Here is a 25,534-nt window from a genome sequence, read left to right on the forward strand (position 1 = left end):
GGGCGTCCCGCACTGTTACCCCCGGAACCCGGGCCTCAGCAGTTTGCGGGGGTCCCGCAGTCTTCCTTCTCGTACATCTCCTTCACGTTCGGGTTCGGCTTCGGCCGGTGGCGGGCGGCGGGGCCTTCGGCGAAGGCGTGCAGGAGGTTCTCCGTGGTACGGGTGACGAAGGCGCGGGTACGGGCGTCCATGCCGTGGACGCGGCCCGCGTGGGGCGTCTTGGCCGTCAGGGCCTCCACCCAGCGCATGGTGCCGGTCGCGAAGACGCCCGCGCCGCCCGGCACGGTGTAGTACGCCGAATCGCTGCTGCTGCGGCGGCCGTTGCACACCAGCGGGGAGTGGGCGGTGATCTCGATGGACCCCGGGTGCGGCGACTCCGGGGTGACCCGGTCGTACTCGACGCCGACCAGGTGGTCGAAGCGGTCGCCGCGGCGTACGCCCGTTCCCTCGTACAGCCAGTGGCCCGCGGTGTGGACGACGTAGGGGGCGTCCGTCGGGTAGCCCTCGTAGAGCACGCCCGTCAGTGAGGACTCGGGGTCGGGCTCCGGGTCCTGGCGGAAGGCCGCCGTCACCGCGGCCGGGCGGCTGGTGTAGCAGGGGTCGTCCTTGAAGGAGGACTTGTAGCAGACCACCCTGTTCCCTTCGAGGCGGATGCGGCGGTAGCAGGTGTTGGCGCCCAGGAAGGCCACGTTGGTGCCGGCGTCGCGGGCCTCGGTGAGGTGCCGGCGCTGCCGCGGGGTCCAGTATTCGTCGTGGCCCAGGGAGATGACCGCGGCGGCCCCGCGCAGCACCCGCGGGTCGCGGTGCACGTCGTTCCCGGTCGTGTACGCCAAGGGGATGCCGAGCCGTTCGGCGAGGACCACCGCCGGCCGCTCGTACACCATGAACTTCTCCGCGCCGTCACGGTCGTAGGGCCGGTCGTAGCTCACGGCCAGCGACCGCTTCTCGTACGAACCGGAGGCGCCCTCGTAGAGGTTGTAGCCGCCCCACCGGTTGTACGCCTGCCAGGTCGCGGGCGCGTGCATCAGCACCGTCCGGCCCTCGCCCTGCTCCGAGCGCAGGACCAGCGGGACGTAGCGCTGGTGGCCGTCCCGGGTGTCGAGCCGCAGCAGGTACGCGCCCTCCGGCCAGCCCTCCGTGTCGAGGCTCATCGTGCGCCGCCACTCGGCCCGGATCGTACGGGTGTCGGACACCAGCCGGGGCCCGGACTGTGCCCGGCCCCGTACCCGCCCGGACGACCACACCAGCCGCGCCCCCGCCCCCCCGTACCAGCCGATGCGGAAGGCCGACACCGTGAAGGACGGGGCGGTCGTCGACACGTACAGGCCGCACTCCTCGCCCGGCCGCACGCTCACCCGGTCGGCATACGCGGCGACGGCCGCCTCGGGACCCTTCGAGCGGATACGCCAGTCGGAGGTCCCGGACCGGTCCCGTTCCTCCTCGGGCCGGTGTGCGGCCGACGCGTCCCCCTCGCCGGCGGCGGGGGCGTCGCAGGCGCCGGCGATCGCGGGGACGAGCCCGGCACCCGCCTTCAGCAGGGTCCTGCGGCGCAGCACAGGCCCGTCTTCCACGCTGTGCCGCGGTGTCTCCTGTCCGCCAGGGCCCATGTCGCCTCCGTACGTCCGGCCCGTCTCTCGCCACCTCCCAGCGGCAGCGTCGCACGGCGGCCCGTGTTCCGCCCGGCGTGCCCGGTCCGTACGGAGGGGACTGCGTCCGCGCCCCCCGGGGCGGGGGCTCACGGCTCCAGATAGCGCAGGATGGCCAGGACCCGGCGGCTGTAGCCCTGCGTGTGGCCCAGGTCGAGCTTGTCGAAGATCGCGTTGACGTGCTTCTCCACCGCGCTCTGCGAGACGTGCAGCCGGGTGGCGATCGTGGCGTTGGTGTGGCCCTGGGCCATGCGGTCCAGGACCTCGCGTTCGCGCGGGGTCAGGCGGTCCAGGGGGTCCGTGCGGGTGCTGTGGGTCAGGAGGCGGCGTACGACCTCGGGGTCGAGGGCCGTGCCGCCCGCTGCCACGCGGTCGAGGGCGTCGAGGAACTCGTCGACCTGGACCACGCGGTCCTTCAGCAGGTAGCCGACGCCGCCCGTGCTGCCGGTGACCAACTCGGCCGCGTAGCGCCGCTCCACGTACTGCGACAGCACCAGCACCCCCGTCTCCGGCCACCGTTCGCGGATCTCCAGCGCCGCGCGCAGGCCGTCGTCGGAGTGGCCGGGGGGCATGCGGACGTCGACGACCGCGACGTCGGGCGGGTCGGCGGCGACGGCCGCGACCAGGGCCGGGGCGTCGCCGACGGCGGCGGTGACCTCGTGGCCCTCGTCGGCGAGGAGGCGGGCGAGGCCCTCGCGGAGGAGTGTCGAGTCGTCGGCCAGCACTACGCGCACGGCAGCTCCGCGGTGACGGTGGTGGGCCCGCCGGGCGGGCTGGAGACGGCGAGCCGGCCGTCGAGGGCGGCGACGCGGCGGGCGAGGCCCAGCAGGCCGCCGCCGGCGGGGTCCGCGCCGCCCGTGCCGTCGTCCTCGATGCTCACCCGCGCCATGGTCGCATCCCGCGTCAGCCGTACGGTCACGAGCGTGGCGGACGAGTGCTTGATCGCGTTCGTGACGGCCTCGGAGACGGTGAAGTACGCGACCGTACGCACCGCTTCCGGCAGCGGCTCCGCGAGCGCGTAGTCGATCCGTACGGGCAGCTCCGAGCGCTCCGCCAGCGCCTCCAGCGCGGCGCGCAGGCCCGCGTCGTCCAGCGCCGCCGGGTAGACGTGCCAGGCGACCTCGCGCAGGTCGGTGAGCGCCAGTTGGGACTGTTCGTGTGCCTGGCGGAGCAGTTCCCGCGCCTTGTCCGGGTCGGCGGCTCCGGTGCGCCGGGCGCGGCCCAGGAGCAGGCCGAGGACGATGAGGCGCTGCTGTACGCCGTCGTGGAGGTCGCGTTCGATGCGGCGGCGCTCGTCGTGTACGGCGGCCACGATCCCGGCGCGGGTGGCGGCGAGTTCGCCGATGCGGCGCTGGAGGAGGTCGGCGGGGCTGGGGCCGAGGAAGCGGTGGGCGAGGTGGTTGTCCAGGGCGGCGACACCGTCGACGCCCTGGATGGAGAGGAAGAGGAGAAACAGGCCGCCGAGGGCGGAGGCGATGAGGGTCCAGTGGTCGACGCCGTGGGCGACGTACCAGATCCACAGCAGCGTCGAGCCGTACGCCGCGCCGATGAGGGCGGTGCAGAGCACCGCGCCCCCGAGCGCGCCGACGCCCCAGCGCAGCGCGAGGTACTGCAGCGCGCGGGGGGTGGCGCGGGGCGGGGCGAGTTCGCTGCCGTAGAAGTACGTCATGCGCGTGCGCTCCGCCGTCGCCAGGCGGGCGGCGGCCGCGTACGGCAGGCGCGTCGCGCGCGGGGCGCCGCCGGCGGCGGCCTGCCACGGCCAGGCGGCCAGGAGCCACAGCCCGCACAGGGCGACCAGCGGCAGCTCGACGAGGGCGGTGAGGCCGCCGGTGAGGACCCCGGCCGCGGTACGCAGGCGGCGGAGCAGGATCGGACGCATGATGCGGTCACGCTAACCGCGGGCGGGGGAGAGGCGCACTGCGGCTTTCCGCACGATGGTCCGGGGTGCGGTCCGGCACAGCCGGGGGGGTGTGGTTTTCCGTACGGGCCTGGGTGGGACCCCGGATTCCGGTTGTCGGACCGGCCACGTAACGTCATCACCATGATCGGAATCGCTGCGGGAGAGGCGCCCAGCGGTGGCGTCGCGGGGTGGGCCGCCGGGCTCATGGAGGATCTCGGGGCGCCGGGGGCCGGGCTGGCCATCGCGCTGGAGAACCTCTTCCCGCCCCTGCCCAGCGAGGTCATCCTCCCGCTCGCCGGATTCACGGCCAGCCAGGGCGGGTTGAACCTGGCGGCGGTCCTCGTCTGGACCACCGTCGGCTCGGTCGTCGGCGCCCTCGCGCTGTACTGGGTGGGCGCGCTCCTCGGCCGCGAGCGGACCGTCGCGCTGGCGGCGAAGCTGCCGCTGCTCAAGGTGCGCGACATCGAGCGTACGGAGGCGTGGTTCCTCCGGCACGGCACGAAGGCGGTCTTCTTCGGCCGCATGATCCCGATCTTCCGCAGCCTCATATCGGTGCCCGCGGGCGTCGAACGGATGCGGGTGCCGGTCTTCCTCGGCCTCACCGCCGCCGGCAGCGCCCTGTGGAACACGGTGTTCGTGCTCGCCGGCTACTGGCTGGGCTCGCGCTGGCACGAGATCAGCGACCTGGTCGGCGTGTACTCCAAGGTGGTCCTGGGCGTCGTCGCTCTCGCGGTGGTCCTGTTCTTCGCCGTACGGGCCGTGACCGCAGGACGCGGCCGCCACCGGGCGCCGCGCGGGGGCGCGTAGCCCGTACCGCCCCGGCGTCCGGCCCTACGACGGGTCGCCGCCCAGGTGCCGCTCGTACGCCGTCAGCGTCTCCACGAACGTCCGCCGCTCGGCCGCCGTCAGCGGCCCCAGCGCCACCCGCCACGCCGCCGCGCTCCGCCCCAGCCACCCGTCGATCGCCGGGCGGCGCTCCGCCGTGATGCTGACCAGCTTCCGCCGCCGGTCCGCCGGGTCCTCGCGGCGCTCCAGGACACCTTTGCGGCTCAGCTCGCCGACCATGAGGCTCACGGTCGTCGGGGCCACCTCCAGCCGCTCGGCCAGCTCGTTGACGCTCGACTCGCCGTCGAAGAGCAGGTAGGCGAGGAGCGACAGGTGCCGCGGGGCGAGGGCGAGGGAGTGCAGCTCCGCGGGGACCGGCAGCCGTTTCGCGCGCCCGACCATGCGCGGCATGAGCAGCAGCAGCGTACGGATGGCGTCGTCGACGTCAGGACCGGCGGTTGACACCGCGGCGCTCCCTTCTTTAGCTTTGTGCTCAAAGCTTCTTTGCTTTCAAAGCAAAATCTCCTGCGGCGTGAGCGCGATGCTACCCGCGAGCGCGAGAGGCGGTCCCCGTGACGACCGAGCAGCAGCCGAGCCCTGCGGAGTTCAACCGGCGGGTCATCGAGGAGTTCCGGGCGAACGGCGGCCGCGTCGGCGGCATGTTCGAGGGCGCACCCCTCGTGCTGCTCACCACCACCGGCTCCCGCAGCGGCACCCGCCGCACCAACCCCGTCGTCTACCTCCGCGACGGCGCCCGCCTGCTCGTCTTCGGCTCCAACGGCGGCGCCGACCACCACCCCGCCTGGTATCACAACCTCCTCGCCCACCCCCGCGTCACCGTCGAGATCCGCGACGCCGACGCCCCCGGCGGCACCACGGCGTACGAGGCCGACGCGGTCCCGCTGCCCGCCGCGGAGCGCGACCGGATGTACGCGGTGCAGGCCGGACTCGACCCCGCCTTCGCCGCGTACGAGCGCGGCACCGCCCGCACCATCCCCGTCATCGCCCTGCACCCCGCCCCCGACCCCGCCGCCGCCCCCAACCCCTTCGCCGACCCGCGGCGCCGCCTGGCCGCCGGGGAGCAACTGCTCAAGGCGCACGAGGAGCTGCGCCGCGAGCTGGCAGGCGTGCTGGCCGCCGCCGAAGGCGCTCCCGCGGACACCGCCCGGGAACCCGCCCTCCGGGACCTCCGCCGCCACTGCCTCGCCTACTGCGGCTCCCTCGAAGAGCACCACGGCGCGGAAGACGGCGCCCTCGGCGCCATGGAGCGGCAGTTCCCCCACCTCGCCCCCGCCGTCGCCCGCATCCGCGAGGAGCACCGCGACGTCACCGCGATGCTGGAGCGCGTACGCGACCTGGCCGCCGCAGCGCCGCAAGCCGCCGCCGACCCGGCCGCCGCCCCCGCTGCCGCCGCCGTCCTCGCCGAGCTGCACGCCCTCGCCGCCCGCCTCGACGCCCACTTCGCGTACGAGGAGCGCGAGCTGCTCCCCGCCCTCGGCCTCCCGGCACCGCCTACGCGCGCTGTCACCCCCGGCCCGTAACCTTGGCCCCGTGCAGGTACGCCACGACGCCCCCCTCGCCCCGCTGACCACCCTCCGCCTCGGCGGTCCCGCCGCCCGGCTCGTCACCGCCACGACCGACGCCGAGGTGGTCGAGGCCGTGCGCGCGGCCGACGCCGCCGGGACGCCGCTGCTGATCGTCGGCGGCGGCAGCAACCTCGTCGTCTCCGACGCCGGCTTCCCCGGCACCGCGCTGCGCATCGCCACCGCCGGCTTCGCCCTCGACGGCACCGCGCTCGAACTGGCCGCGGGGGAGAACTGGTCCGACGCCGTCGCCCGCACCGTCGACGCGGGACTCGCCGGCGTCGAGTGCCTCGCCGGCATCCCCGGCTCGGCCGGGGCGACGCCGATCCAGAACGTCGGGGCGTACGGCCAGGAGGTCGCGGAGACGATCACCGAGGTCGTCGCGTACGACCGCACCACCGGCGAGACCGTCACCGTCCCCGGCGCCGACTGCGGCTTCTCGTACCGGCACAGCCGCTTCAAGGCCGACCCCGACCGCTTCGTCGTGCTGCGCGTCCGCTTCCGGCTCGGCGACGAGGGCGGGCTCTCGGCGCCCATCCGGTACGGGGAGACGGCGCGCATGCTCGGCGTCGCGCCCGGCGAGCGGGTGCCGGCCGCCCAGGCGCGCGATGCCGTGCTGAAGCTGCGCGCGGGCAAGGGCATGGTGCTCGACCCGGAGGACCACGACACGTGGTCGGCCGGCTCCTTCTTCACCAACCCGATCCTCGACGAGCAGGCGCACGCCGCCTTCCTCGCCCGCGTCGCCGACCGCCTCGGCCCCGACGCGCGCCCGCCGGCGTTCCCGGCGGGGGAGGGGCGCACGAAGACGTCCGCGGCCTGGCTCATCGACCACGCCGGCTTCACCCGCGGCTACGGGACGGGTCCGGCCCGCATCTCCAGCAAGCACACCCTGGCCCTGACCAACCGCGGCTCTGCGACCACGGAGGACCTGCTCACGCTCGCCCGCGAGGTGCGGGACGGCGTACGGGACGCCTTCGGCGTCACGCTGGTCAACGAGCCGGTGACGATCGGCGTCAGCCTGTAGCCGGCGGTCGAGGGTCGCCCTGGGGCCGGTGATCGGCGTCACCCCGCAGCCGACGGTTCGGCGTCAGCCTGCGGCGGACGGCGGCCGTACGGGCCCTCATCCCCGCGCCGACCCCAGCCCCACCGTCCGCCCCCGCACCGCGGGGTCGTCCATCAGGTCGAGCACCGCCCGCGCCAGGTCCGCCCGCGCCAGCGTCCCCGTACCGGGCACATTGCCGCCGACCCGGCGCCGGTAGCGCCCCTTGCCGCGCCGGTTCGTCAGCTTGCCCGGCCGCAGCACCGTCCAGTCGAGACCGCTGTGCGCCAGCTCCGACTCCATCGCGGCGGCCTCCGCGTACACGTCCTTGAACACCGTCCGCAGCACCGGGGACACCGCCCGCCCCAGCACCCCCTCGTCCGGCGGCAGCGGCCCGACCGGCGCCGTGCTGACGACCAGCAGCCGCCGTACGCCCGCCGCCCGCGCGGCCCGTACCAGCGCGTGCGCGGCGGCGCCGAGGCGGCCCGTGGGCCGGCCGCCCCCCGGCAGCCCGGGGCAGAACAGCAGCGCGTCGCGGCCCTTGACGACGGGGCCGAGGGCCGCGGGGTTCGTCAGGTCCTCGACGGTCATCACCGTCAACCGCCCGCGCCCGCCGCCCTGTCCGCCCCGGTGCGAGCTTCCCTCCGCGCTACGGCCCTTCCCACCCGATGCGCCGCCCCCGGGGTCCGCGCCCGCCACCGCGGCCAGGCTCCGCGCCCCCTTGCGCACCACTGCCGTCACCTCGTGCCCGGCGGCCAGCGCCTGCCGGACGACCTCCCGGCCGGTCCCGCCGGACGCGCCCAAGACCGTGAGCTTCATGGTCCCTCCCGTAAGTGGGTGCTCACCCACCCCCTGTTAGGGTGAGTGAATGCCCACCTCCCCGTCAAGGCCGGCTCCCGAGCGCATCGTCGACGCCGCGGAGCGGCTCATCCGCACCGCCGGGTTCGTGCACGCGACCACCAAGGAGATCGCGCGCGAGGCGGGTTGCTCGGAGGCGCTGCTCTACAAGCACTTCGTCAACAAGGAGGACATCTTCCTCCGCGTCCTCATCGAGCGGCTGCCCCGCCTGACCGCGCTGTGCACCGAGCTGACCGACGACGGGGACGACCCCCGCGCCCGCGGCGTCGAGGAGTGCCTGACGGCCGTCGCCCGCAAGGCCGCGGACTTCTACGAGGAGATGCTGCCCATGGTGGGCGCGCTGCTCGCCGAGCCGGGGCTGCTCACGCGGTTCGCGGAAGGGCTCGCCGCGGTCGGGCGCAAGGGACCGTACGAGGCGGGCGACGCGCTCACCGACTACCTGGTCCGGGAGCGCGAGCGCGGCCGGATCCGCGCCGACGCGGACCCGCGGGCCGCGGCGGGAATGCTGATCGGCGCGTGCTTCCAGCGGGCGTTCTTCGTGGCCTTCGGCGGGCCCGCGGCGGCTCAGCCGGCGGACGACTTCGCCGCGGCGCTGTCCGGTACGCTCTGGGCCGCGCTCGCCCCGCCGCCCGCGGAAGCCTCGCCGCCCGCAGACCCGCCCGCGGCGCCCCCGCCGGCCGCCTGACGGCCGGCCTCCGGCTCCCCCGACAGCCAGTCGTCCACCCGCGCCAGCAGCCCCCGCCGCACGGCTTCAGGAGCCACCGAGGCCCGTACGGACTGCCGCGCCAGCTCCGCCAACTCCTCGTCCGTGAACCCGTGGTACGTCCGCGCCAGCTCGTACTGCGCCGCCAGCCGCGACCCGAAGAGCAGCGGGTCGTCCGCCCCCAGCGCCATCGGCACCCCCGCGTCCCACAGCGCCCGCAGCGGCACGTCCTCCGGCCGTTCGTACACCCCCAGGGCGACGTTCGACGACGGGCACACCTCGCACGTCACCCCCGCCGCCGCGAGCCGCGACAGCAGCCGCGGGTCCTCGGCGGCGCGGATGCCGTGCCCGATGCGGCTCGCGTCCAGGTCGTCCAGGCAGTCGCGGACGCTCGTCGGGCCCGCCAGCTCGCCGCCGTGCGGGGCGGCCAGCAGGCCGCCGTCGCGGGCGATGGCGAAGGCGCGGTCGAAGTCGCGGGCGAAGCCGCGGCGCTCGTCGTTGGAGAGCCCGAAGCCGACGACGCCGCGGTCCGCGTAGCGCACGGCGAGGCGGGCGAGGGTACGGGCGTCGAGCGGGTGCTTCATCCGGTTCGCGGCGACCAGCACGCGCATCCCGAGGCCGGTGTCCCTGGCCGTGGTCTCGACCGCGTCGAGGATGATCTCCAGCGCCGGGATCAGCCCGCCGAGGCGCGGCGCGTACGAGGTGGGGTCGACCTGGATCTCCAGCCACCCCGAGCCGTCCGCGAGGTCCTCTTCCGCGGCCTCGCGCACCAGCCGCTGGATGTCCTCGGGCGTACGCAGACAGGAGCGGGCCAGGTCGTAAAGACGCTGGAAGCGGAACCAGCCGCGCTCGTCGGTCGCGCGCAGCTTGGGCGGCTCGCCGCTGCTCAGCGCCTCGGGCAGGTGCACGCCGTACTTCCCGGCCAGCTCGATGAGCGTGGCGGAGCGCATGGAGCCGGTGAAGTGCAGGTGCAAATGCGCCTTCGGCAGGCGGCGTACGTCTCGCGCGGCGGGGCGGTGGTCGTGCTCCATGGAGAGATCTTGCCGTATCCGCGGGGGGTGGCGACACCGGCATCTACGAACGAGGGCTTGCCCGGACGGTTGTCCGGACAAGCCCCGCCTGCTCACGTGCCCGGCTACTGCGCCTCCGCCAGCAGCTTCTGCATCCGCGAGACGCCCTCGACCAGGTCCTCGTCCCCCAGCGCGTACGAGAGCCGCAGGTAACCCGGCGTCCCGAACGCCTCACCCGGGACCACGGCGACCTCGGCCTCCTCCAGGATCACCTCGGCAAGCTCCACCGAGTTCGCCGGCCGCCTGCCGCGGATCTCCTTGCCGAGCAGCCCCTTCACCGACGGGTACGCGTAGAACGCACCCTCCGGCTCCGGGCACTCCACGCCCTCGATCTCGTTCAGCATCCGCACGATCGTCTTGCGCCGCCGGTCGAACGCCTCGCGCATCTTCGCCACCGCGTCCAGGTCGCCGGAGACGGCCGCCAGCGCGGCGGCCTGGGCGACGTTGGAGACGTTGGACGTGGCATGCGACTGCAGGTTCGCCGCGGCCTTGATCACGTCCTTCGGGCCGATGGCCCAGCCGACCCGCCAGCCGGTCATCGCGTACGTCTTGGCCACGCCGTTGACGACGACGCACTTGTCGCGCAGCTCCGGCACCACCACCGGCAGCGAGTGGAACTCGGCGGTCCCGTACACCAGGTGCTCGTAGATCTCGTCGGTCAGCACCCACAGCCCGTGCTCCGCGGCCCAGCGGCCGATCGCCTCGACCTGCTCGCGGGAGTAGACCGCGCCGGTCGGGTTGGACGGGGAGACGAAGAGCAGCACCTTCGTGCGCGGGGTGCGCGCGGCTTCGAGCTGCTCGACGGAGACCCGGTAGCCCGTGGTCTCGTCGGCGATGACGTCGACGGGCACGCCGCCGGCGAGCTGGATCGACTCGGGGTAGGTGGTCCAGTACGGCGTCGGGACGATGACCTCGTCGCCCGGGTCGAGCAGGGCGGCGAACGACTCGTAGATCGCCTGCTTCCCGCCGTTGGTGACGAGCACCTGGGCCGGCTCCACCTCGTACCCCGAGTCGCGCGCGGTCTTCGCGGCGATGGCGGCCTTCAGCTCGGGCAGCCCGCCGGCGGGCGTGTAGCGGTGGTACGTCGGGTTGGTGCACGCTGCGATCGCGGCCTCGACGATGTAGTCGGGCGTCGGGAAGTCGGGCTCGCCTGCGCCGAAGCCGATCACCGGCCGGCCGGCCGCCTTCAGGGCCTTGGCCTTGGCGTCCACGGCGAGCGTCGCGGACTCGGAGATGGCGCCGACGCGGGCCGACACCCGTCGTTCGGTCGGGGACTGGGACGCGGTGTTTGCAGCGGTCATGACGCCCATCGTTCCAGACGGGCGGGCGGCCGGGCACGTGGGTTGCACGGCTCGTACGCGGGGCGCGCGGCGTACTCGTTCGACGGCGGGGCGTGAAACCCGTACACTCAACCACCGTGCCAGCCCTGGTGCAGATCTTGCACGCGCTCGTGAAGCCCCTGCAAGAATGCGTTAGGTTGGGATGACACAAAGGGTCGTAGCTCAATTGGTAGAGCACTGGTCTCCAAAACCAGCGGTTGGGGGTTCAAGTCCCTCCGGCCCTGCTACGCGCATCTCCTTCAGGGGGTGCGTACGCAGTTCACAGCAGCCCCGCCGTGCTGCACCACCGGGCGCGGCAGGTCAACGAACCGGGATCCAGGTGAGGGACGAGTGACGGAAGCCTCCACCGCGACGCCTGACCGCCCCGAAGGCGACGCGCGACCCGCTCGCCGCGGCGGCAAGCGCGGCCGGAAGGGCCCGTTCGCCCGCCTGGCGCTCTTCTACCGCCAGATCGTCGCGGAGCTGCGCAAGGTCGTCTGGCCGACGCGGAACCAGCTCACGACGTACACGACCGTCGTGATCATCTTCGTGGTGGTCATGATCGGCATCGTGACGGTGATCGACTTCGGGTTCACCGAACTCATGCAGTACGTCTTCGGCTGACCGATTCGCGTACGCCGCCCCGTAAGGTACGTAAGGTAGGCGACTGCATGTGCACATCCCCTTTTGAGCCAGGAAGAAGCAGCTACCGTGTCTGACCCGAACCTGAACGACGCAGTCGCGACCGACGAGGTCGCCGGCGCTGCGCAGGCTGAGCCTGCCGAGCAGGTGGAGGCGGCCGAGACGGCGGCGGTGGAGGCCGGACGCGAAGACGCCGGGGAAGCCGAGGCCGCGGCCGAGCAGGCCGGCGACGCCGAGAAGGCCGAGGACGGCGCCGAGAGCGCGGCCGGCGAGGCGGACGACGCCGAGACCGGTGACGAGACGGCCGGCGACGAGGCCGCCGTGGACGCGGACGAGAAGCCCGACGAGACCGACGAAGCCGCCGAGCCGGCCGAGGAGGCCGTCGACCCCGTCGAGGCGCTGCGCCAGGACCTGCGCGGCCTGCCCGGCGAGTGGTACGTGATCCACACCTACGCGGGCTACGAGAAGCGGGTCAAGGCCAACCTCGAACAGCGCGCCGTCTCCCTGAACGTCGAGGACTTCATCTACCAGGCCGAGGTGCCCGAGGAAGAGGTCGTCCAGATCAAGAACGGCGAGCGCAGGAACGTCCGCCAGAACAAGCTCCCGGGCTACGTCCTGGTGCGGATGGACCTGACGAACGAGTCGTGGGGCGTCGTGCGCAACACCCCGGGCGTCACCGGCTTCGTCGGCAACGCCTACGACCCGTACCCGCTGACGCTCGACGAGATCGTCCGCATGCTCGCCCCGGAGGCCGAGGAGAAGGCCGCCCGCGAGGCCGCGGAGGCCGAGGGCAAGCCGGCGCCGTCCCGCAAGGTCGAGGTGCAGGTGCTCGACTTCGCCGTGGGCGACTCGGTCACCGTCACCGACGGCCCCTTCGCGACGCTCCAGGCGACGATCAACGAGATCAACGCCGACTCGAAGAAGGTCAAGGGCCTGGTGGAGATCTTCGGCCGGGAGACCCCGGTCGAGCTGAGCTTCGACCAGATCCAGAAGAACGACTGAGGGCGCACCGCCCGCCACGCTTCGACCAGGTCAGAGGGCTTCACAGCCGCTCTGACCTGCTCGGTTTCAGGACCCGTGCCCGATACGGCTATCGTGGCGCGGTATGCCTCCATCCGGATGATCGGCCGGATCGAGGCGCAAACCTCTCATTCAAGGACCCGGAGAGACATGCCTCCCAAGAAGAAGAAGGTCACGGGGCTGATCAAGCTCCAGATCCAGGCCGGTGCCGCGAACCCGGCCCCGCCGGTCGGCCCCGCGCTGGGCCAGCACGGCGTGAACATCATGGAGTTCTGCAAGGCGTACAACGCCGCGACCGAGTCGCAGCGCGGCTGGGTCATCCCGGTGGAGATCACGGTCTACGAGGACCGCTCGTTCACCTTCATCACCAAGACGCCGCCGGCCGCGAAGATGATCCTCAAGGCCGCGGGCGTCGAGAAGGGCTCCGGCGAGCCGCACAAGACCAAGGTCGCGAAGATCACCCGCGACCAGGTCCGCGAGATCGCCACCACCAAGATGGCCGACCTCAACGCCAACGACCTGGACGCCGCCGAGAAGATCATCGCCGGCACTGCCCGCTCCATGGGCGTCACGGTCGAGGGCTGAGCGGCCCACGCCACCCGCAGCACCCTGTGGCAGGGCCGTGCGCCGGCCCGGACCACGACTCCGTACCGACACATCAGGAGCAGCAGTGAAGCGCAGCAAGGCACTCCGCGGCGGCGACGCCAAGGTCGACCGCACGCGGCAGTACGCACCCCTTGAGGCCGTCCGCCTCGCCAAGGAGACGTCCACGACGAAGTTCGACGGCACCGTCGAGGTCGCCATGCGGCTGGGCATCGACCCGCGCAAGGCCGACCAGATGGTCCGCGGCACCGTGAACCTCCCGCACGGCACCGGCAAGACCGCCCGGGTCCTGGTCTTCGCGACCGGTGACCGTGCAGCGGCCGCGGAGGCCGCGGGCGCCGACATCGTCGGCGCCGACGAGCTGATCGAGGAGGTGCAGAAGGGCCGCCTCGACTTCGACGCGGTCGTCGCCACCCCGGACCTCATGGGCAAGGTCGGCCGCCTCGGCCGGTTCCTCGGCCCGCGCGGTCTGATGCCGAACCCGAAGACCGGCACGGTCACGCCCGACGTGGCGAAGGCCGTCACCGAGATCAAGGGCGGCAAGATCGAGTTCCGCACCGACAAGCACTCCAACCTGCACTTCATCATCGGCAAGACCTCGTTCGACGAGCAGAAGCTGGTGGAGAACTACGGTGCGGCGCTGGAGGAGGTGCTGCGGCTCAAGCCGTCGGCCGCCAAGGGCCGTTACATCAAGAAGGCCACGATCACCACGACGATGGGCCCCGGCATCCCGGTGGACCCCGCGCGGGTGCGCAACCTCCTGTCGGAGGAGCCCGCGGTCTGACGGGCGCCGCCCGTTCGACAAGCGCGCATCATCTGTCACGGCCCTGCAACGGGTCGGATCCGGAACGCCCATGGGGCACCGGGTCCGGCCCGTTTCTGGTGTTCACTGACCCGTACGGGCAGAACGCCTGCCCGTACGAGAACGACCACCACGAGGGGGCGGGGATTCCCATGCACACGACCGTGAAGCGCGCAGGTGTCTCTCTGGGAGCGGCGCTGCTGCTCGCATTCGCGGCGGCCTGCGGGTCCGACTCGGGCGGCGGTGACGGCGGTTCCGGCAACGGGGGCGGCGACGGCGGTGGCAACGGCGGCAGCGGGACGATACGGGGCGCCCAGGCCGCGCTTCAGGCGATCGACGAGAAGACCACGGGTGCGGAGTCGTCGAAGTTCGAGAGCACCATGGTCATGGGCGAGGCGATGACCACCGAGAACGAGGGCGAACTCGACTGGGCGGACGGGGCGATCGGCACCGCCACCGTCAAGTACACCGACGGCCAGATGGCCTCCTCGATCCAGATGATGGACGACGACGGCACGCTGGACGCCCGCTACCTGCCGGACGCCTACTACGCGGGCGTCGAGGGCGCGTTCCAGACCCAGTACCCGGACAAGAAGTGGATCCGCTACGACTACGACGACCTGTCGGAGTTCATGGGCCCGTCCGGGGACTACATGAAGGACCAGATGCAGAACAGCACCCCGGGGCAGGCCGTGAAGCTCCTGCTGGCCTCCGAGGACGTCGAGGAGGTCGGCCAGGAGGAGGTGCGCGGCGTCCAGACCACGCACTACTCCGGCACCGTGGACGTCTCCGACCTGGCGCGCGCGTCCTCCAAGACGCTGAGCGAGCAGCAGCTTTCGGACCTGGAGGACCAGCTTGAGGCCTCCGGCGTCACCACGCAGACCGTCGACATCTGGGTGGACGAGAACGACCTGATGATCAAGCGCGAGGAGTCCGGGAAGATGACGGGCGGCGAGTTCAGCACCACCGTCTACTACTCGGACTACGGCGTCGACGTGAACGTCGAGGAGCCCTCGGCGGCGGAGAGCATCGACTTCACCGAAGTCCAGTAGCGGCGGGCGGAGTTGCTCGATCCGTTAGCGTGTCCCCTTCCACGGTTCCGTGGACACGCGTACCCGGAGGGAAGGATGACGATGCACTCGACGTTCGTGCGGGGCGGTGTCGCGCTCGGCGCGGCAGCCCTCGCCCTGACCGCCTTCACGGCCTGCTCCGACGACGGGGGAGACGGCAAGGCGGACGGCAGGAAGGGCGGGAACGCCGGCCAGCCGGTGGACGTCACGCCCGCCGCCGCCGTCCGCAAGGCCACGGACAACGCGGAGAAGCTCACCTCCCTGACATACCGGATGGACAGCAAGGTCCCCGGCGAAGGCGTCATGTCGGGCACCGGGTCCATGAGCACGGACCCGCCCGCCATGGAGATGAAGATGACGGTGAAGGGGGCGACCGCCGCGGACAGCGGTGAGATGGAGATACGTCTCGTCGACGACGCCGCGTACATGAAACCCGGCGAAGAGGCCGCCGCCGGGATGGGCGGCAAGACCTGGATCAAGCTCGGCATGGCCGGCGCGGCGGCCCGCGGCGAGGACCCGCTGCTGGAGCTGGATCCGGCGGTGGAGAACCCGACCGGCGACGCCCAGATGATGACCGCGGCCGAGGACCTGAAGGAGGTCGGCGAGGAGGAGATCGCGGGGGTCGGGACCACCCGATACACCGGCACGGTCACCCTCGACGACCTCCGCGCGGAGCTGAAGGACGAGGACGCGGAGACGAAGAAGGACCGCCAGGAGAAGATCGACGAGATGGCGGAGCTCGGTGTCGACGATTTCACCATGGACATGTGGATCGACGGCGAGGACCGCACCAAGCAGTTCCGCATGCAGGCCGAGACGAAGGAGGGTCCGCTGGACACCACCATGACCTTCCTCAGCTACAACGAGCCCGTCACGGTGGAGGCCCCGCCGGCGTCCGAGACGACGGACGTGAGCGGCGCGACGCAGGAGTCGGAGGGCGGCGCGTAGCACCGGCCTTCACGTCACGTCACGTCGCGTACGGCCAGCCGTCCCGGGGACGATTTGCCCGCGGGACGGCCTAGGCCATATTGTTTCCCTTCGTAGCCAAAGACCGCTGGCCGCCGCCGTACGCCCGCAGGGGAGTGCGGTGGCCGAAGGCTCCGCGTACAGCGGACGGCCCGCGCAGGTGAACGAGGAAGACCTCCCGCCGGGCCCCGGGCCCGTGCGGTCGAGTCACGCCCCGAGCGCCTGCGCCGGGGCGTTTGCCGTGTGCGAGGGCCTCGTGCATCCGAAGGGCGGTCCCATCACCCGGAAGGAGGCTGAGGCTCATGGCGACGCCGGACAAGGTCGAGGCCGTCAAGGAGATCGCGGACAAGCTCCGCGGCTCCAACGCGGCCGTCGTGACCGCGTACACCGGACTGAGCGTGGCGCAGCTCAAGGAGCTGCGCCGTTCTCTCGGCGAGAACGCGCAGTACCGAGTGGTGAAGAACACGCTGACCAAGATCGCGGCGAAGGAGGCCGGGCTCGACCAGCTCGACGAGCACCTCCAGGGCTCGACCGCTGTCGCCTTCGTGACCGGTGACCCGGTCGAGGCGGCCAAGGGGCTGCGTAACTTCGCCAAGGACAACCCCGCGCTCGTCATCAAGGGCGGTGTGCTCGACGGCAAGGCTCTGAGCGCCGCCGAGATCAACAAGCTCGCGGACCTCGAGTCCCGCGAGGTGCTGCTCGCCAAGCTGGCCGGTGGCATGAAGGCGTCCATGGCGAAGGCCGCGGCGACCTTCCAGGCCCCGCTCACGAAGTTCGTCCGCACCGCGGACGCGCTGCGCGACAAGGTCGAGCAGGGCGGTGCCGGTACGCCGGCTCCCGCCGACGCCGCGGAGTAGCAGAAGCGCTCCCTGTGGCTCAGCGGGCACCGCGAACGCCCGCCGTACCGATGCATCAGCACAACCGGCACCAGCCGACTTAGTGGAAGGACCGCCACCATGGCGAAGCTCAGCCAGGAAGACCTGCTCGCGCAGTTCGAGGAGATGACCCTCCTTGAGCTCTCCGACTTCGTCAAGAAGTTCGAGGAGAAGTTCGACGTCGAGGCCGCCGCGCCGGCCGCCGTCGTCGCCGCCCCGGGCGGTGGCGCCGCCGCCGCCGAGGCCGCCCCGGAGCAGGATGAGTTCGACGTCGTCCTGCTCGGCGCCGGCGAGAAGAAGATCCAGGTCATCAAGGTCGTGCGCGAGCTGACCTCGCTCGGTCTGAAGGAGGCCAAGGAGCTGGTCGACGGCACGCCGAAGCCGGTTCTGGAGAAGGTCAACAAGGAGGCCGCGGACAAGGCCAAGGAGTCCCTCGAGGGCGCCGGCGCCTCTGTCGAGGTCAAGTGACCTCGTCCCGGCCGGTCGGGGCGCTGTGAGCCCGGCCCGCCGGGGCTGACGGCCCCGTGCCGCAACCGAGGGCGATCACCCATCCGGGTGGTCGCCCTCGCTGCGTTGCCGGGCCCCCGGCCGGAGCGCTTGCCCCGCGCGCACCGGCGGGTATGGTGATCTTCACCGGCCGGGGCGGCCGACATGATCTCCCTGGGGCAGGGGGGCCTTGACGAACGGCCAGCGGCGCGCGATTCTCAGGTCGTCACATCTCAGGTCGTCACATCGGTCCGTACTCCGAGGCATGGATCGGTGACTGAGTGGGAATGGCTTCAAGCGCGAAGGCATCCGGTATTCGGCATAACTTCAGGGGAGGCCCCACGCGAGGCGGGCGCTCCTCAGGCAGGGAGAGATCGAAGATTTGCTGGTCTCCAGCCCCCGCTGGACATCAGTGTGGCGAGTCGCTACACTGACCCTTTGCGCTGCCTGTTAACTGCCCCCTGCCCGTCACCAGGGGTCTGTCCAGAGCTCGTACGATCTTGAGAGACACGCTTTGACCTGGGCGTTCTCCTCCCCGTGTGGGTTTTGGGACCGGTACGCGCGTAGTGAGTCCGAGCCCTCGGAAGGACCCCTCTTGGCCGCCTCGCGCACCGCCTCGACCGCTAGTACGAACAACGGCGCCAGCACCGCCCCGCTGCGCATCTCTTTCGCGAAGATCAAGGAACCCCTCGAGGTTCCGAACCTCCTTGCGCTCCAGACCGAGAGCTTCGACTGGCTCCTCGGGAACGACGCCTGGAAGGCTCGTGTCGAGGAGGCCCTGGATCATGGACAGGACGTCCCCACCAAGTCCGGCCTCGAGGAGATCTTCGAGGAGATCTCCCCGATCGAGGACTTCTCCGGGTCGATGTCGCTGACCTTCCGCGACCACCGCTTCGAGCCCCCGAAGAACTCCATCGACGAGTGCAAGGAGCGCGACTTCACGTACGCCGCGCCGCTCTTCGTCACCGCCGAGTTCACCAACAACGAGACCGGGGAGATCAAGTCCCAGACGGTCTTCATGGGCGACTTCCCGCTCATGACGGACAAGGGCACCTTCGTGATCAACGGCACCGAGCGTGTCGTGGTCTCGCAGCTCGTCCGGTCCCCGGGCGTCTACTTCGACTCCTCCATCGACAAGACCTCCGACAAGGACATCTTCTCCGTCAAGGTCATCCCCTCCCGGGGCGCCTGGCTGGAGATGGAGATCGACAAGCGTGACATGGTCGGTGTCCGCATCGACCGCAAGCGCAAGCAGTCGATCACCGTGCTGCTCAAGGCCCTCGGCTGGACGAACGAGCAGATCCTCGAGGAGTTCGGCGAGTACGAGTCCATGCGCGCCACCCTGGAGAAGGACCACACCCAGGGCCAGGACGACGCGCTGCTCGACATCTACCGCAAGCTGCGTCCGGGCGAGCCGCCGACCAAGGAGGCCGCGCAGACGCTACTGGAGAACCTGTACTTCAACCCCAAGCGCTACGACCTCGCCAAGGTCGGCCGCTACAAGATCAACAAGAAGCTGGGCGCCGCCGCGCCGCTCGACGCCGGCACGCTGACGGTCGAGGACATCATCGCCTCGATCAAGTACCTGGTGAAGCTGCACGCCGGTGAGGTCGAGACCGTCGGGGACAACGGCCAGTCCGTGGTCGTCGAGACCGACGACATCGACCACTTCGGCAACCGCCGCATCCGCAACGTTGGCGAGCTGATCCAGAACCAGGTGCGTACGGGCCTCGCCCGTATGGAGCGCGTCGTGCGCGAGCGCATGACGACCCAGGACGTCGAGGCGATCACGCCGCAGACCCTGATCAACATCCGGCCGGTCGTCGCCTCCATCAAGGAGTTCTTCGGCACCAGCCAGTTGTCGCAGTTCATGGACCAGACGAACCCGCTGTCCGGGCTCACCCACAAGCGCCGGCTCAACGCGCTGGGCCCCGGCGGTCTGTCCCGTGAGCGGGCTGGCTTCGAGGTCCGCGACGTGCACCCGTCGCACTACGGCCGCATGTGTCCGATCGAGACGCCGGAAGGCCCGAACATCGGCCTCATCGGCTCGCTCGCCTCGTACGGCCGGGTCAACGCCTTCGGCTTCATCGAGACCCCGTACCGCAAGGTCGTCGGCGGCGTCGTCACCGACGACGTGGACTACCTGACGGCCGACGAGGAAGACCGCTTCGTCATCGCGCAGGCCAACGCGCCGCTGACGAACGACCTGCACTTCGCCGAGAACCGCGTCCTGGTCCGCCGCCGCGGCGGCGAGGTCGACTACATCCCCGGCGACGACGTCGACTACATGGACGTCTCGCCGCGCCAGATGGTGTCGGTCGCGACCGCGATGATCCCCTTCCTGGAGCACGACGACGCCAACCGCGCGCTCATGGGATCCAACATGATGCGCCAGGCCGTGCCGCTGATCCGGGCCGAGGCCCCGCTCGTCGGCACCGGCATGGAGTACCGCTGTGCGGTCGACGCCGGCGACGTCATCAAGGCCGAGAAGGACGGCGTGGTCCAGGAGGTCTCCGCGGACTACGTCACCGTCGCCAACGACGACGGCACGTACACCACGTACCGCGTCAACAAGTTCCACCGCTCCAACCAGGGCACCTCCTTCAACCAGAAGGTGCTCGTGGACGAGGGCTCCCGCGTCATCGAGGGCCAGGTGCTCGCCGACGGCCCCTCGACCGACGAGGGGGAGATGGCGCTCGGCAAGAACCTCCTGGTGGCGTTCATGCCGTGGGAGGGCCACAACTACGAGGACGCCATCATCCTCAGCCAGCGCCTCGTGCAGGACGACGTCCTGTCCTCGATCCACATCGAGGAGCACGAGGTCGACGCCCGCGACACCAAGCTGGGCCCCGAGGAGATCACCCGGGACATCCCGAACGTCTCCGAGGAGGTCCTGGCCGACCTCGACGAGCGCGGCATCATCCGCATCGGTGCCGAGGTCGTCGCCGGCGACATCCTGGTCGGCAAGGTCACGCCCAAGGGCGAGACGGAGCTGACCCCGGAGGAGCGGCTGCTGCGCGCGATCTTCGGCGAGAAGGCCCGCGAGGTCCGTGACACGTCCCTGAAGGTCCCGCACGGCGAGACCGGCCGCGTCATCGGCGTCCGCGTCTTCGACCGCGAGGAGGGCGACGAACTGCCGCCCGGCGTGAACCAGCTCGTCCGCGTCTACGTCGCCCAGAAGCGCAAGATCACCGACGGCGACAAGCTCGCCGGCCGGCACGGCAACAAGGGCGTCATCGCCAAGATCCTGCCGATCGAGGACATGCCGTTCATGGAGGACGGCCACCCGGTCGACATCATCCTCAACCCGCTCGGCGTGCCCTCCCGGATGAACCCGGGTCAGGTGCTGGAGATCCACCTGGGCTGGCTCGCCGCCCAGGGCTGGGACGTCTCCGGCATCAAGGAGGAGTGGGCCGAGCGCCTGCAGGGCATCGGCGCCGACCAGGTCGCGTCCGGTACGAACGTGGCGACGCCGGTCTTCGACGGCGCCCGCGAGGACGAGCTGGCCGGCCTGATCCAGAACACGCTGCCCAACCGCGACGGCGACCGCATGGTGCAGCCGTCCGGCAAGGCGCAGCTCTTCGACGGCCGCTCCGGCGAGCCGTTCCCGGAGCCGATCTCCGTCGGCTACATGTACATCCTCAAGCTGCACCACCTCGTGGACGACAAGCTCCACGCCCGGTCCACCGGCCCGTACTCGATGATCACCCAGCAGCCGCTGGGCGGCAAGGCGCAGTTCGGCGGCCAGCGGTTCGGCGAGATGGAGGTGTGGGCCCTGGAGGCGTACGGCGCCGCCTACGCACTGCAGGAACTGCTCACCATCAAGTCGGACGACGTGACCGGCCGCGTGAAGGTCTACGAGGCCATCGTCAAGGGCGAGAACATCCCCGAGCCGGGCATCCCCGAGTCCTTCAAGGTGCTCATCAAGGAGATGCAGTCCCTGTGCCTGAACGTGGAGGTGCTCTCCTCCGACGGCATGTCCATCGAGATGCGCGACACGGACGAGGACGTCTTCCGTGCCGCGGAAGAGCTTGGCATCGACCTGTCCCGGCGCGAGCCGAGCAGCGTCGAAGAGGTCTGACGGGTCCGGCGAGGGCTTCCTTCGAAGCTCCCGCCACCCCCTCGGCCCTAGCGGGCCCGGGAGGCACCCCCTCCCCGCGACCCGCGATCAGACCATTGACACACGACCCTGAGAGGGATTGACGAGAGTGCTCGACGTCAACTTCTTCGACGAGCTGCGGATCGGCCTGGCGACCGCGGACGACATCCGGACCTGGTCCCACGGCGAGGTCAAGAAGCCCGAGACCATCAACTACCGCACCCTCAAGCCCGAGAAGGACGGCCTCTTCTGCGAGAAGATCTTCGGCCCCACCCGGGACTGGGAGTGCTACTGCGGCAAGTACAAGCGCGTCCGCTTCAAGGGCATCATCTGTGAGCGCTGCGGTGTCGAGGTGACCCGCGCCAAGGTGCGCCGTGAGCGGATGGGCCACATTGAGCTGGCCGCGCCCGTCACGCACATCTGGTACTTCAAGGGCGTCCCGTCGCGCCTCGGCTACCTGCTCGACCTGGCGCCGAAGGACCTGGAGAAGGTCATCTACTTCGCCGCCTACATGATCACGTGGGTGGACGACGAGCGCCGCCAGCGCGACCTGTCGTCGCTGGAGGCGCAGATCTCCGTCGAGCGCCAGCAGATCGAGCAGCGCCGCGACGGCGACCTGGAGGCCCGCGCCAAGAAGCAGGAAGCCGACCTGGCCGAGCTGGAGGCCGAAGGCGCCAAGGCCGACGTGCGCCGCAAGGTGCGCGAGGGCGGCGAGCGCGAGATGAAGCAGCTCCGCGACCGGGCCCAGCGCGAGCTGGACCGCCTGGACGAGGTGTGGAACCGCTTCAAGAACCTCAAGGTCCAGGACCTGGAGGGCGACGAGCTGCTCTACCGCGAGCTGCGCGACCGCTTCGGCACGTACTTCCAGGGCGGCATGGGCGCCGCGGCGCTGCAGAAGCGCCTGGAGTCCTTCGACCTGGACGAGGAGGCGGAGAAGCTCCGCGAGATCATCCGTACCGGCAAGGGCCAGAAGAAGACCCGTGCCCTGAAGCGGCTGAAGGTCGTCTCCGCGTTCCAGCACACCCGCAACAGCCCCAACGGCATGGTGCTGGACTGCGTCCCGGTGATCCCGCCGGACCTGCGTCCGATGGTGCAGCTCGACGGTGGCCGCTTCGCGACCTCCGACCTGAACGACCTGTACCGCCGCGTCATCAACCGCAACAACCGGCTGAAGCGGCTGCTCGACCTCGGCGCGCCCGAGATCATCGTCAACAACGAGAAGCGCATGCTGCAGGAGGCCGTCGACGCGCTGTTCGACAACGGCCGCCGCGGCCGGCCGGTGACCGGGCCCGGCAACCGCCCGCTCAAGTCGCTGTCCGACATGCTCAAGGGCAAGCAGGGCCGCTTCCGGCAGAACCTGCTCGGCAAGCGCGTCGACTACTCGGCCCGTTCCGTCATCGTCGTCGGCCCGCAGCTCAAGCTGCACCAGTGCGGTCTGCCCAAGGCCATGGCGCTGGAGCTCTTCAAGCCGTTCGTGATGAAGCGCCTGGTGGACCTGAACCACGCGCAGAACATCAAGAGCGCCAAGCGCATGGTCGAGCGCGGCCGCACGGTCGTGTACGACGTGCTGGAAGAGGTCATCGCCGAGCACCCGGTGCTGCTGAACCGGGCGCCGACGCTGCACCGCCTCGGCATCCAGGCCTTCGAGCCGCAGCTCGTCGAGGGCAAGGCCATCCAGATCCACCCGCTCGTCTGCACCGCGTTCAACGCGGACTTCGACGGCGACCAGATGGCCGTGCACCTGCCGCTCTCCGCGGAGGCCCAGGCCGAGGCCCGCATCCTCATGCTGTCCTCGAACAACATCCTCAAGCCGGCCGACGGCCGTCCGGTGACCATGCCCACCCAGGACATGGTGCTCGGGCTGTTCTTCCTCACCACCGACGAGATCGAGGGTGAGAAGAAGGGCGAGGACCGCTCGTTCGCCTCGGTCGCCGAGGCGATCATGGCTTTCGACGCCGGCGAGCTGTCGCTCCAGGCGAACGTCGACATCCGGTTCCCCGTCGGCTCCGTGCCGCCGCGCGGCTGGACGCCGCCGGTGCCCGAGGGCGAGGCCGCGGCCGACTCGGACTGGCAGCCGGGCGACCCGTTCCGGCTCCGTACCACCCTGGGCCGCGCGCTCTTCAACGAGCTGCTGCCCGAGGACTACCCGTTCATCCACTACACCGTCGGCAAGAAGCAGCTCTCCGAGATCGTCAACGACCTCGCCGAGCGCTACCCGAAGGTCCTCGTCGCGCAGACCCTGGACAACCTGAAGTCCTCGGGCTTCTACTGGGCCACCCACTCCGGCGTCACCATCGCCATCTCGGACGTGGTCGTGCCGGAGGCGAAGAAGGAGATCATCGCCGGGTACGAGGCCCAGGACGAGAAGGTCCAGAAGCAGTACGAGCGCGGCCTGATCACCAAGGACGAGCGCACCCAGGAACTCATCGCGATCTGGACCAAGGCGACCAACGAGGTCGCCGAGGCCATGAACGAGAACTTCCCGAAGACCAACCCGATCTTCATGATGGTCAACTCGGGTGCGCGCGGAAACATGATGCAGATGCGCCAGATCGCGGGTATGCGCGGCCTGGTGTCCAACGCCAAGAACGAGACCATCCCGCGGCCGATCAAGTCCTCGTTCCGCGAGGGCCTGTCCGTGCTGGAGTACTTCATCTCCACGCACGGCGCCCGCAAGGGTCTCGCCGACACCGCGCTGCGCACCGCCGACTCGGGTTACCTGACCCGTCGTCTGGTGGACGTCTCGCAGGATGTGATCATCCGCGAGGAGGACTGCGGCACCGACCGCGGCCTGAAGCTGGAGATCGCGTCGGTCGGCGCCGACGGCGTGCTGCGCAAGGCCGAGGACGTCGAGACCTCGGTGTACGCGCGCTGCCTCGCCGAGGACATCGTCGTCGACGGCAAGGTGCTGGCCCCGGCCGGCACCGACCTGGGCGACGTGCTCATCGACGAGCTGATCCGCCACGGCGTGGCGACGGTCAAGACCCGCTCGGTGCTCACCTGCGAGTCCGCCGTCGGCACCTGCGCCATGTGCTACGGCCGTTCGCTGGCCACCGGCAAGCTGGTGGACATCGGCGAGGCCGTGGGCATCATCGCCGCCCAGTCCATCGGCGAGCCCGGCACCCAGCTCACGATGCGCACCTTCCACACCGGTGGTGTGGCGGGTGAGGACATCACCCAGGGTCTGCCGCGTGTCGTCGAGCTCTTCGAGGCCCGTACGCCCAAGGGCGTGGCGCCGATCTCGGAGGCCGCGGGCCGGGTGCGGATCGAGGAGACGGAGAAGACCAAGAAGGTCGTCGTCACCCCCGACGACGGTTCCGACGAGGTCGCGTACGGCGTGTCCAAGCGGGCCCGTCTCACCGCCGGCGAGGGCGATCACGTCGAGGTCGGCCAGAAGCTGACCGTCGGTACGGAGAACCCGCACGACGTGCTGCGCATCCTCGGCCAGCGGGCCGTGCAGGTCCACCTGGTCGGCGAGGTGCAGAAGGTCTACAACAGCCAGGGCGTGTCCATCCACGACAAGCACATCGAGATCATCATCCGGCAGATGCTGCGCCGGGTGACGATCATCGAGTCCGGCGACGCGGAGCTGCTGCCGGGCGAGCTGGTCGAGCGCTCGAAGTTCGAGCAGGAGAACCGGCGCGTGGTGGCCGAGGGCGGTCAGCCCGCCTCCGGCCGGCCGCAGCTCATGGGCATCACGAAGGCGTCGCTGGCCACCGAGTCGTGGCTGTCGGCGGCGTCGTTCCAGGAGACGACCCGGGTGCTGACCGACGCGGCGATCAACGCCAAGTCGGACTCCCTGATCGGCCTCAAGGAGAACGTGATCATCGGCAAGCTGATCCCGGCCGGTACGGGCCTGTCCCGCTACCGCAACATCCGGGTGGAGCCCACCGAGGAGGCGAAGGCCGCGATGTACTCGACCGTCGGCTACGACGACATCGACTACTCGCCCTTCGGCACCGGCTCCGGACAGGCGGTCCCGCTGGAGGACTACGACTACGGCCCGTACAACCAGTAACGGCCACGGT

The 25,534-nt window shown here is 70.9% G+C and carries 20 protein-coding genes, 1 tRNA gene and 1 pseudogene; 15 read left to right on the plus strand and 7 right to left on the minus strand.

From position 1 onward, the window contains the following. Nucleotides 1-35: 35 nt before the first annotated feature. The 3 genes from OG946_RS22290 to OG946_RS22300 form a co-directional block, all read right to left on the minus strand. Nucleotides 36-1,607: a N,N-dimethylformamidase beta subunit family domain-containing protein gene (locus OG946_RS22290; protein ID WP_326797807.1), complete on the minus strand. Its 1,572-nt coding sequence runs from the start codon at nucleotides 1,605-1,607 to the stop codon at nucleotides 36-38. A gap of 128 nt (nucleotides 1,608-1,735) precedes the next feature. Then, nucleotides 1,736-2,371, minus strand: a complete 636-nt coding sequence (locus OG946_RS22295) for a response regulator transcription factor (RefSeq protein ID WP_326800337.1) — start codon at nucleotides 2,369-2,371, stop codon at nucleotides 1,736-1,738. Continuing rightward, on the minus strand, nucleotides 2,371-3,525 hold the full coding sequence (locus tag OG946_RS22300) for a sensor histidine kinase (RefSeq protein ID WP_326797808.1): 1,155 nt from the start codon (nucleotides 3,523-3,525) through the stop codon (nucleotides 2,371-2,373). The genes OG946_RS22295 and OG946_RS22300 overlap by 1 nt, the downstream gene beginning before the upstream one ends. A gap of 225 nt (nucleotides 3,526-3,750) precedes the next feature. On the opposite strand from OG946_RS22300, the gene OG946_RS22305 reads away from it, so the two are divergent. Continuing rightward, nucleotides 3,751-4,353, plus strand: coding sequence for a DedA family protein (locus tag OG946_RS22305; protein ID WP_326800338.1), 603 nt, complete (start codon nucleotides 3,751-3,753; stop codon nucleotides 4,351-4,353). 24 nt (nucleotides 4,354-4,377) lie between these two features. Here the strand turns inward: OG946_RS22305 and OG946_RS22310 are convergent, their stop codons facing one another. Then, a complete protein-coding gene (locus tag OG946_RS22310) occupies nucleotides 4,378-4,836 on the minus strand; it encodes a MarR family winged helix-turn-helix transcriptional regulator (protein ID WP_326797809.1) in 459 nt (152 codons plus the stop codon). Between the two features lie 107 nt (nucleotides 4,837-4,943). Here OG946_RS22310 and OG946_RS22315 point away from each other — a divergent pair, with 107 nt between their 5' ends. Together OG946_RS22315 and OG946_RS22320 are read left to right on the plus strand one after the other, a co-directional pair. After that, entirely contained in the window at nucleotides 4,944-5,912 is a 969-nt protein-coding gene (locus OG946_RS22315; protein ID WP_326797810.1) for a nitroreductase/quinone reductase family protein, read from the plus strand. A gap of 10 nt (nucleotides 5,913-5,922) precedes the next feature. After that, nucleotides 5,923-6,978 (plus strand): UDP-N-acetylmuramate dehydrogenase, encoded by a 1,056-nt coding sequence (locus tag OG946_RS22320; protein WP_326797811.1) that lies wholly within the window; start codon nucleotides 5,923-5,925, stop codon nucleotides 6,976-6,978. A 96-nt stretch (nucleotides 6,979-7,074) separates the two neighbouring features. On the opposite strand, the gene OG946_RS22325 is transcribed toward OG946_RS22320, so the two are convergent. Beyond that, complete coding sequence (locus OG946_RS22325) at nucleotides 7,075-7,812, minus strand: NAD(P)-dependent oxidoreductase (protein ID WP_326797812.1); 738 nt, start codon at nucleotides 7,810-7,812, stop codon at nucleotides 7,075-7,077. 49 nt (nucleotides 7,813-7,861) lie between these two features. On the opposite strand from OG946_RS22325, the pseudogene OG946_RS36165 reads away from it, so the two are divergent. Next, a pseudogene (locus OG946_RS36165) lies at nucleotides 7,862-8,026 on the plus strand (TetR/AcrR family transcriptional regulator); the annotation flags it as partial. A 389-nt stretch (nucleotides 8,027-8,415) separates the two neighbouring features. On the opposite strand, the gene OG946_RS22335 reads toward OG946_RS36165, so the two are convergent. After that, entirely contained in the window at nucleotides 8,416-9,585 is a 1,170-nt protein-coding gene (locus tag OG946_RS22335) for an adenosine deaminase (RefSeq protein ID WP_326797813.1), read from the minus strand. Between the two features lie 104 nt (nucleotides 9,586-9,689). Next, entirely contained in the window at nucleotides 9,690-10,925 is a 1,236-nt protein-coding gene (locus tag OG946_RS22340) for a pyridoxal phosphate-dependent aminotransferase (RefSeq protein ID WP_326797814.1), read from the minus strand. Nucleotides 10,926-11,115: 190 nt separating this feature from the next. Between OG946_RS22340 and OG946_RS22345 the strand changes: the two genes are divergently transcribed. From OG946_RS22345 to OG946_RS22395, 11 genes are all read left to right on the plus strand, one after another. Continuing rightward, nucleotides 11,116-11,188 (plus strand) — tRNA-Trp (locus tag OG946_RS22345). A gap of 106 nt (nucleotides 11,189-11,294) precedes the next feature. Next, nucleotides 11,295-11,567: a preprotein translocase subunit SecE gene (gene secE / locus OG946_RS22350; RefSeq protein WP_027771083.1), complete on the plus strand. Its 273-nt coding sequence runs from the start codon at nucleotides 11,295-11,297 to the stop codon at nucleotides 11,565-11,567. Between the two features lie 87 nt (nucleotides 11,568-11,654). Next, the gene (gene nusG, locus OG946_RS22355) at nucleotides 11,655-12,587 is read left to right on the plus strand and encodes a transcription termination/antitermination protein NusG (protein WP_326797815.1); all 933 of its coding nucleotides are present in this window, start codon (nucleotides 11,655-11,657) and stop codon (nucleotides 12,585-12,587) included. A 168-nt stretch (nucleotides 12,588-12,755) separates the two neighbouring features. Continuing rightward, a complete protein-coding gene (rplK, locus tag OG946_RS22360; RefSeq protein WP_018834878.1) occupies nucleotides 12,756-13,190 on the plus strand; it encodes a 50S ribosomal protein L11 in 435 nt (144 codons plus the stop codon). Nucleotides 13,191-13,275: 85 nt separating this feature from the next. Next, the gene (rplA, locus tag OG946_RS22365) at nucleotides 13,276-13,992 is read left to right on the plus strand and encodes a 50S ribosomal protein L1 (protein ID WP_326797816.1); all 717 of its coding nucleotides are present in this window, start codon (nucleotides 13,276-13,278) and stop codon (nucleotides 13,990-13,992) included. Between the two features lie 170 nt (nucleotides 13,993-14,162). Then, nucleotides 14,163-15,062 (plus strand): hypothetical protein, encoded by a 900-nt coding sequence (locus tag OG946_RS22370; protein WP_326797817.1) that lies wholly within the window; start codon nucleotides 14,163-14,165, stop codon nucleotides 15,060-15,062. Between the two features lie 75 nt (nucleotides 15,063-15,137). Continuing rightward, the gene (locus OG946_RS22375) at nucleotides 15,138-16,028 is read left to right on the plus strand and encodes an LppX_LprAFG lipoprotein (protein ID WP_326797818.1); all 891 of its coding nucleotides are present in this window, start codon (nucleotides 15,138-15,140) and stop codon (nucleotides 16,026-16,028) included. A gap of 320 nt (nucleotides 16,029-16,348) precedes the next feature. Beyond that, complete coding sequence (gene rplJ / locus OG946_RS22380) at nucleotides 16,349-16,903, plus strand: 50S ribosomal protein L10 (protein ID WP_326797819.1); 555 nt, start codon at nucleotides 16,349-16,351, stop codon at nucleotides 16,901-16,903. 99 nt (nucleotides 16,904-17,002) lie between these two features. Then, on the plus strand, nucleotides 17,003-17,389 hold the full coding sequence (gene rplL / locus OG946_RS22385; RefSeq protein WP_047017548.1) for a 50S ribosomal protein L7/L12: 387 nt from the start codon (nucleotides 17,003-17,005) through the stop codon (nucleotides 17,387-17,389). A 613-nt stretch (nucleotides 17,390-18,002) separates the two neighbouring features. Beyond that, on the plus strand, nucleotides 18,003-21,488 hold the full coding sequence (rpoB, locus tag OG946_RS22390; protein ID WP_326797820.1) for a DNA-directed RNA polymerase subunit beta: 3,486 nt from the start codon (nucleotides 18,003-18,005) through the stop codon (nucleotides 21,486-21,488). Between the two features lie 127 nt (nucleotides 21,489-21,615). Then, nucleotides 21,616-25,524, plus strand: a complete 3,909-nt coding sequence (locus OG946_RS22395) for a DNA-directed RNA polymerase subunit beta' (RefSeq protein WP_326797821.1) — start codon at nucleotides 21,616-21,618, stop codon at nucleotides 25,522-25,524. Nucleotides 25,525-25,534 lie beyond the last annotated feature (10 nt).

The organism is Streptomyces sp. NBC_01808 (assembly GCF_035917395.1).
In the GTDB taxonomy this organism is placed as follows: Bacteria; Actinomycetota; Actinomycetes; order Streptomycetales; family Streptomycetaceae; genus Streptomyces.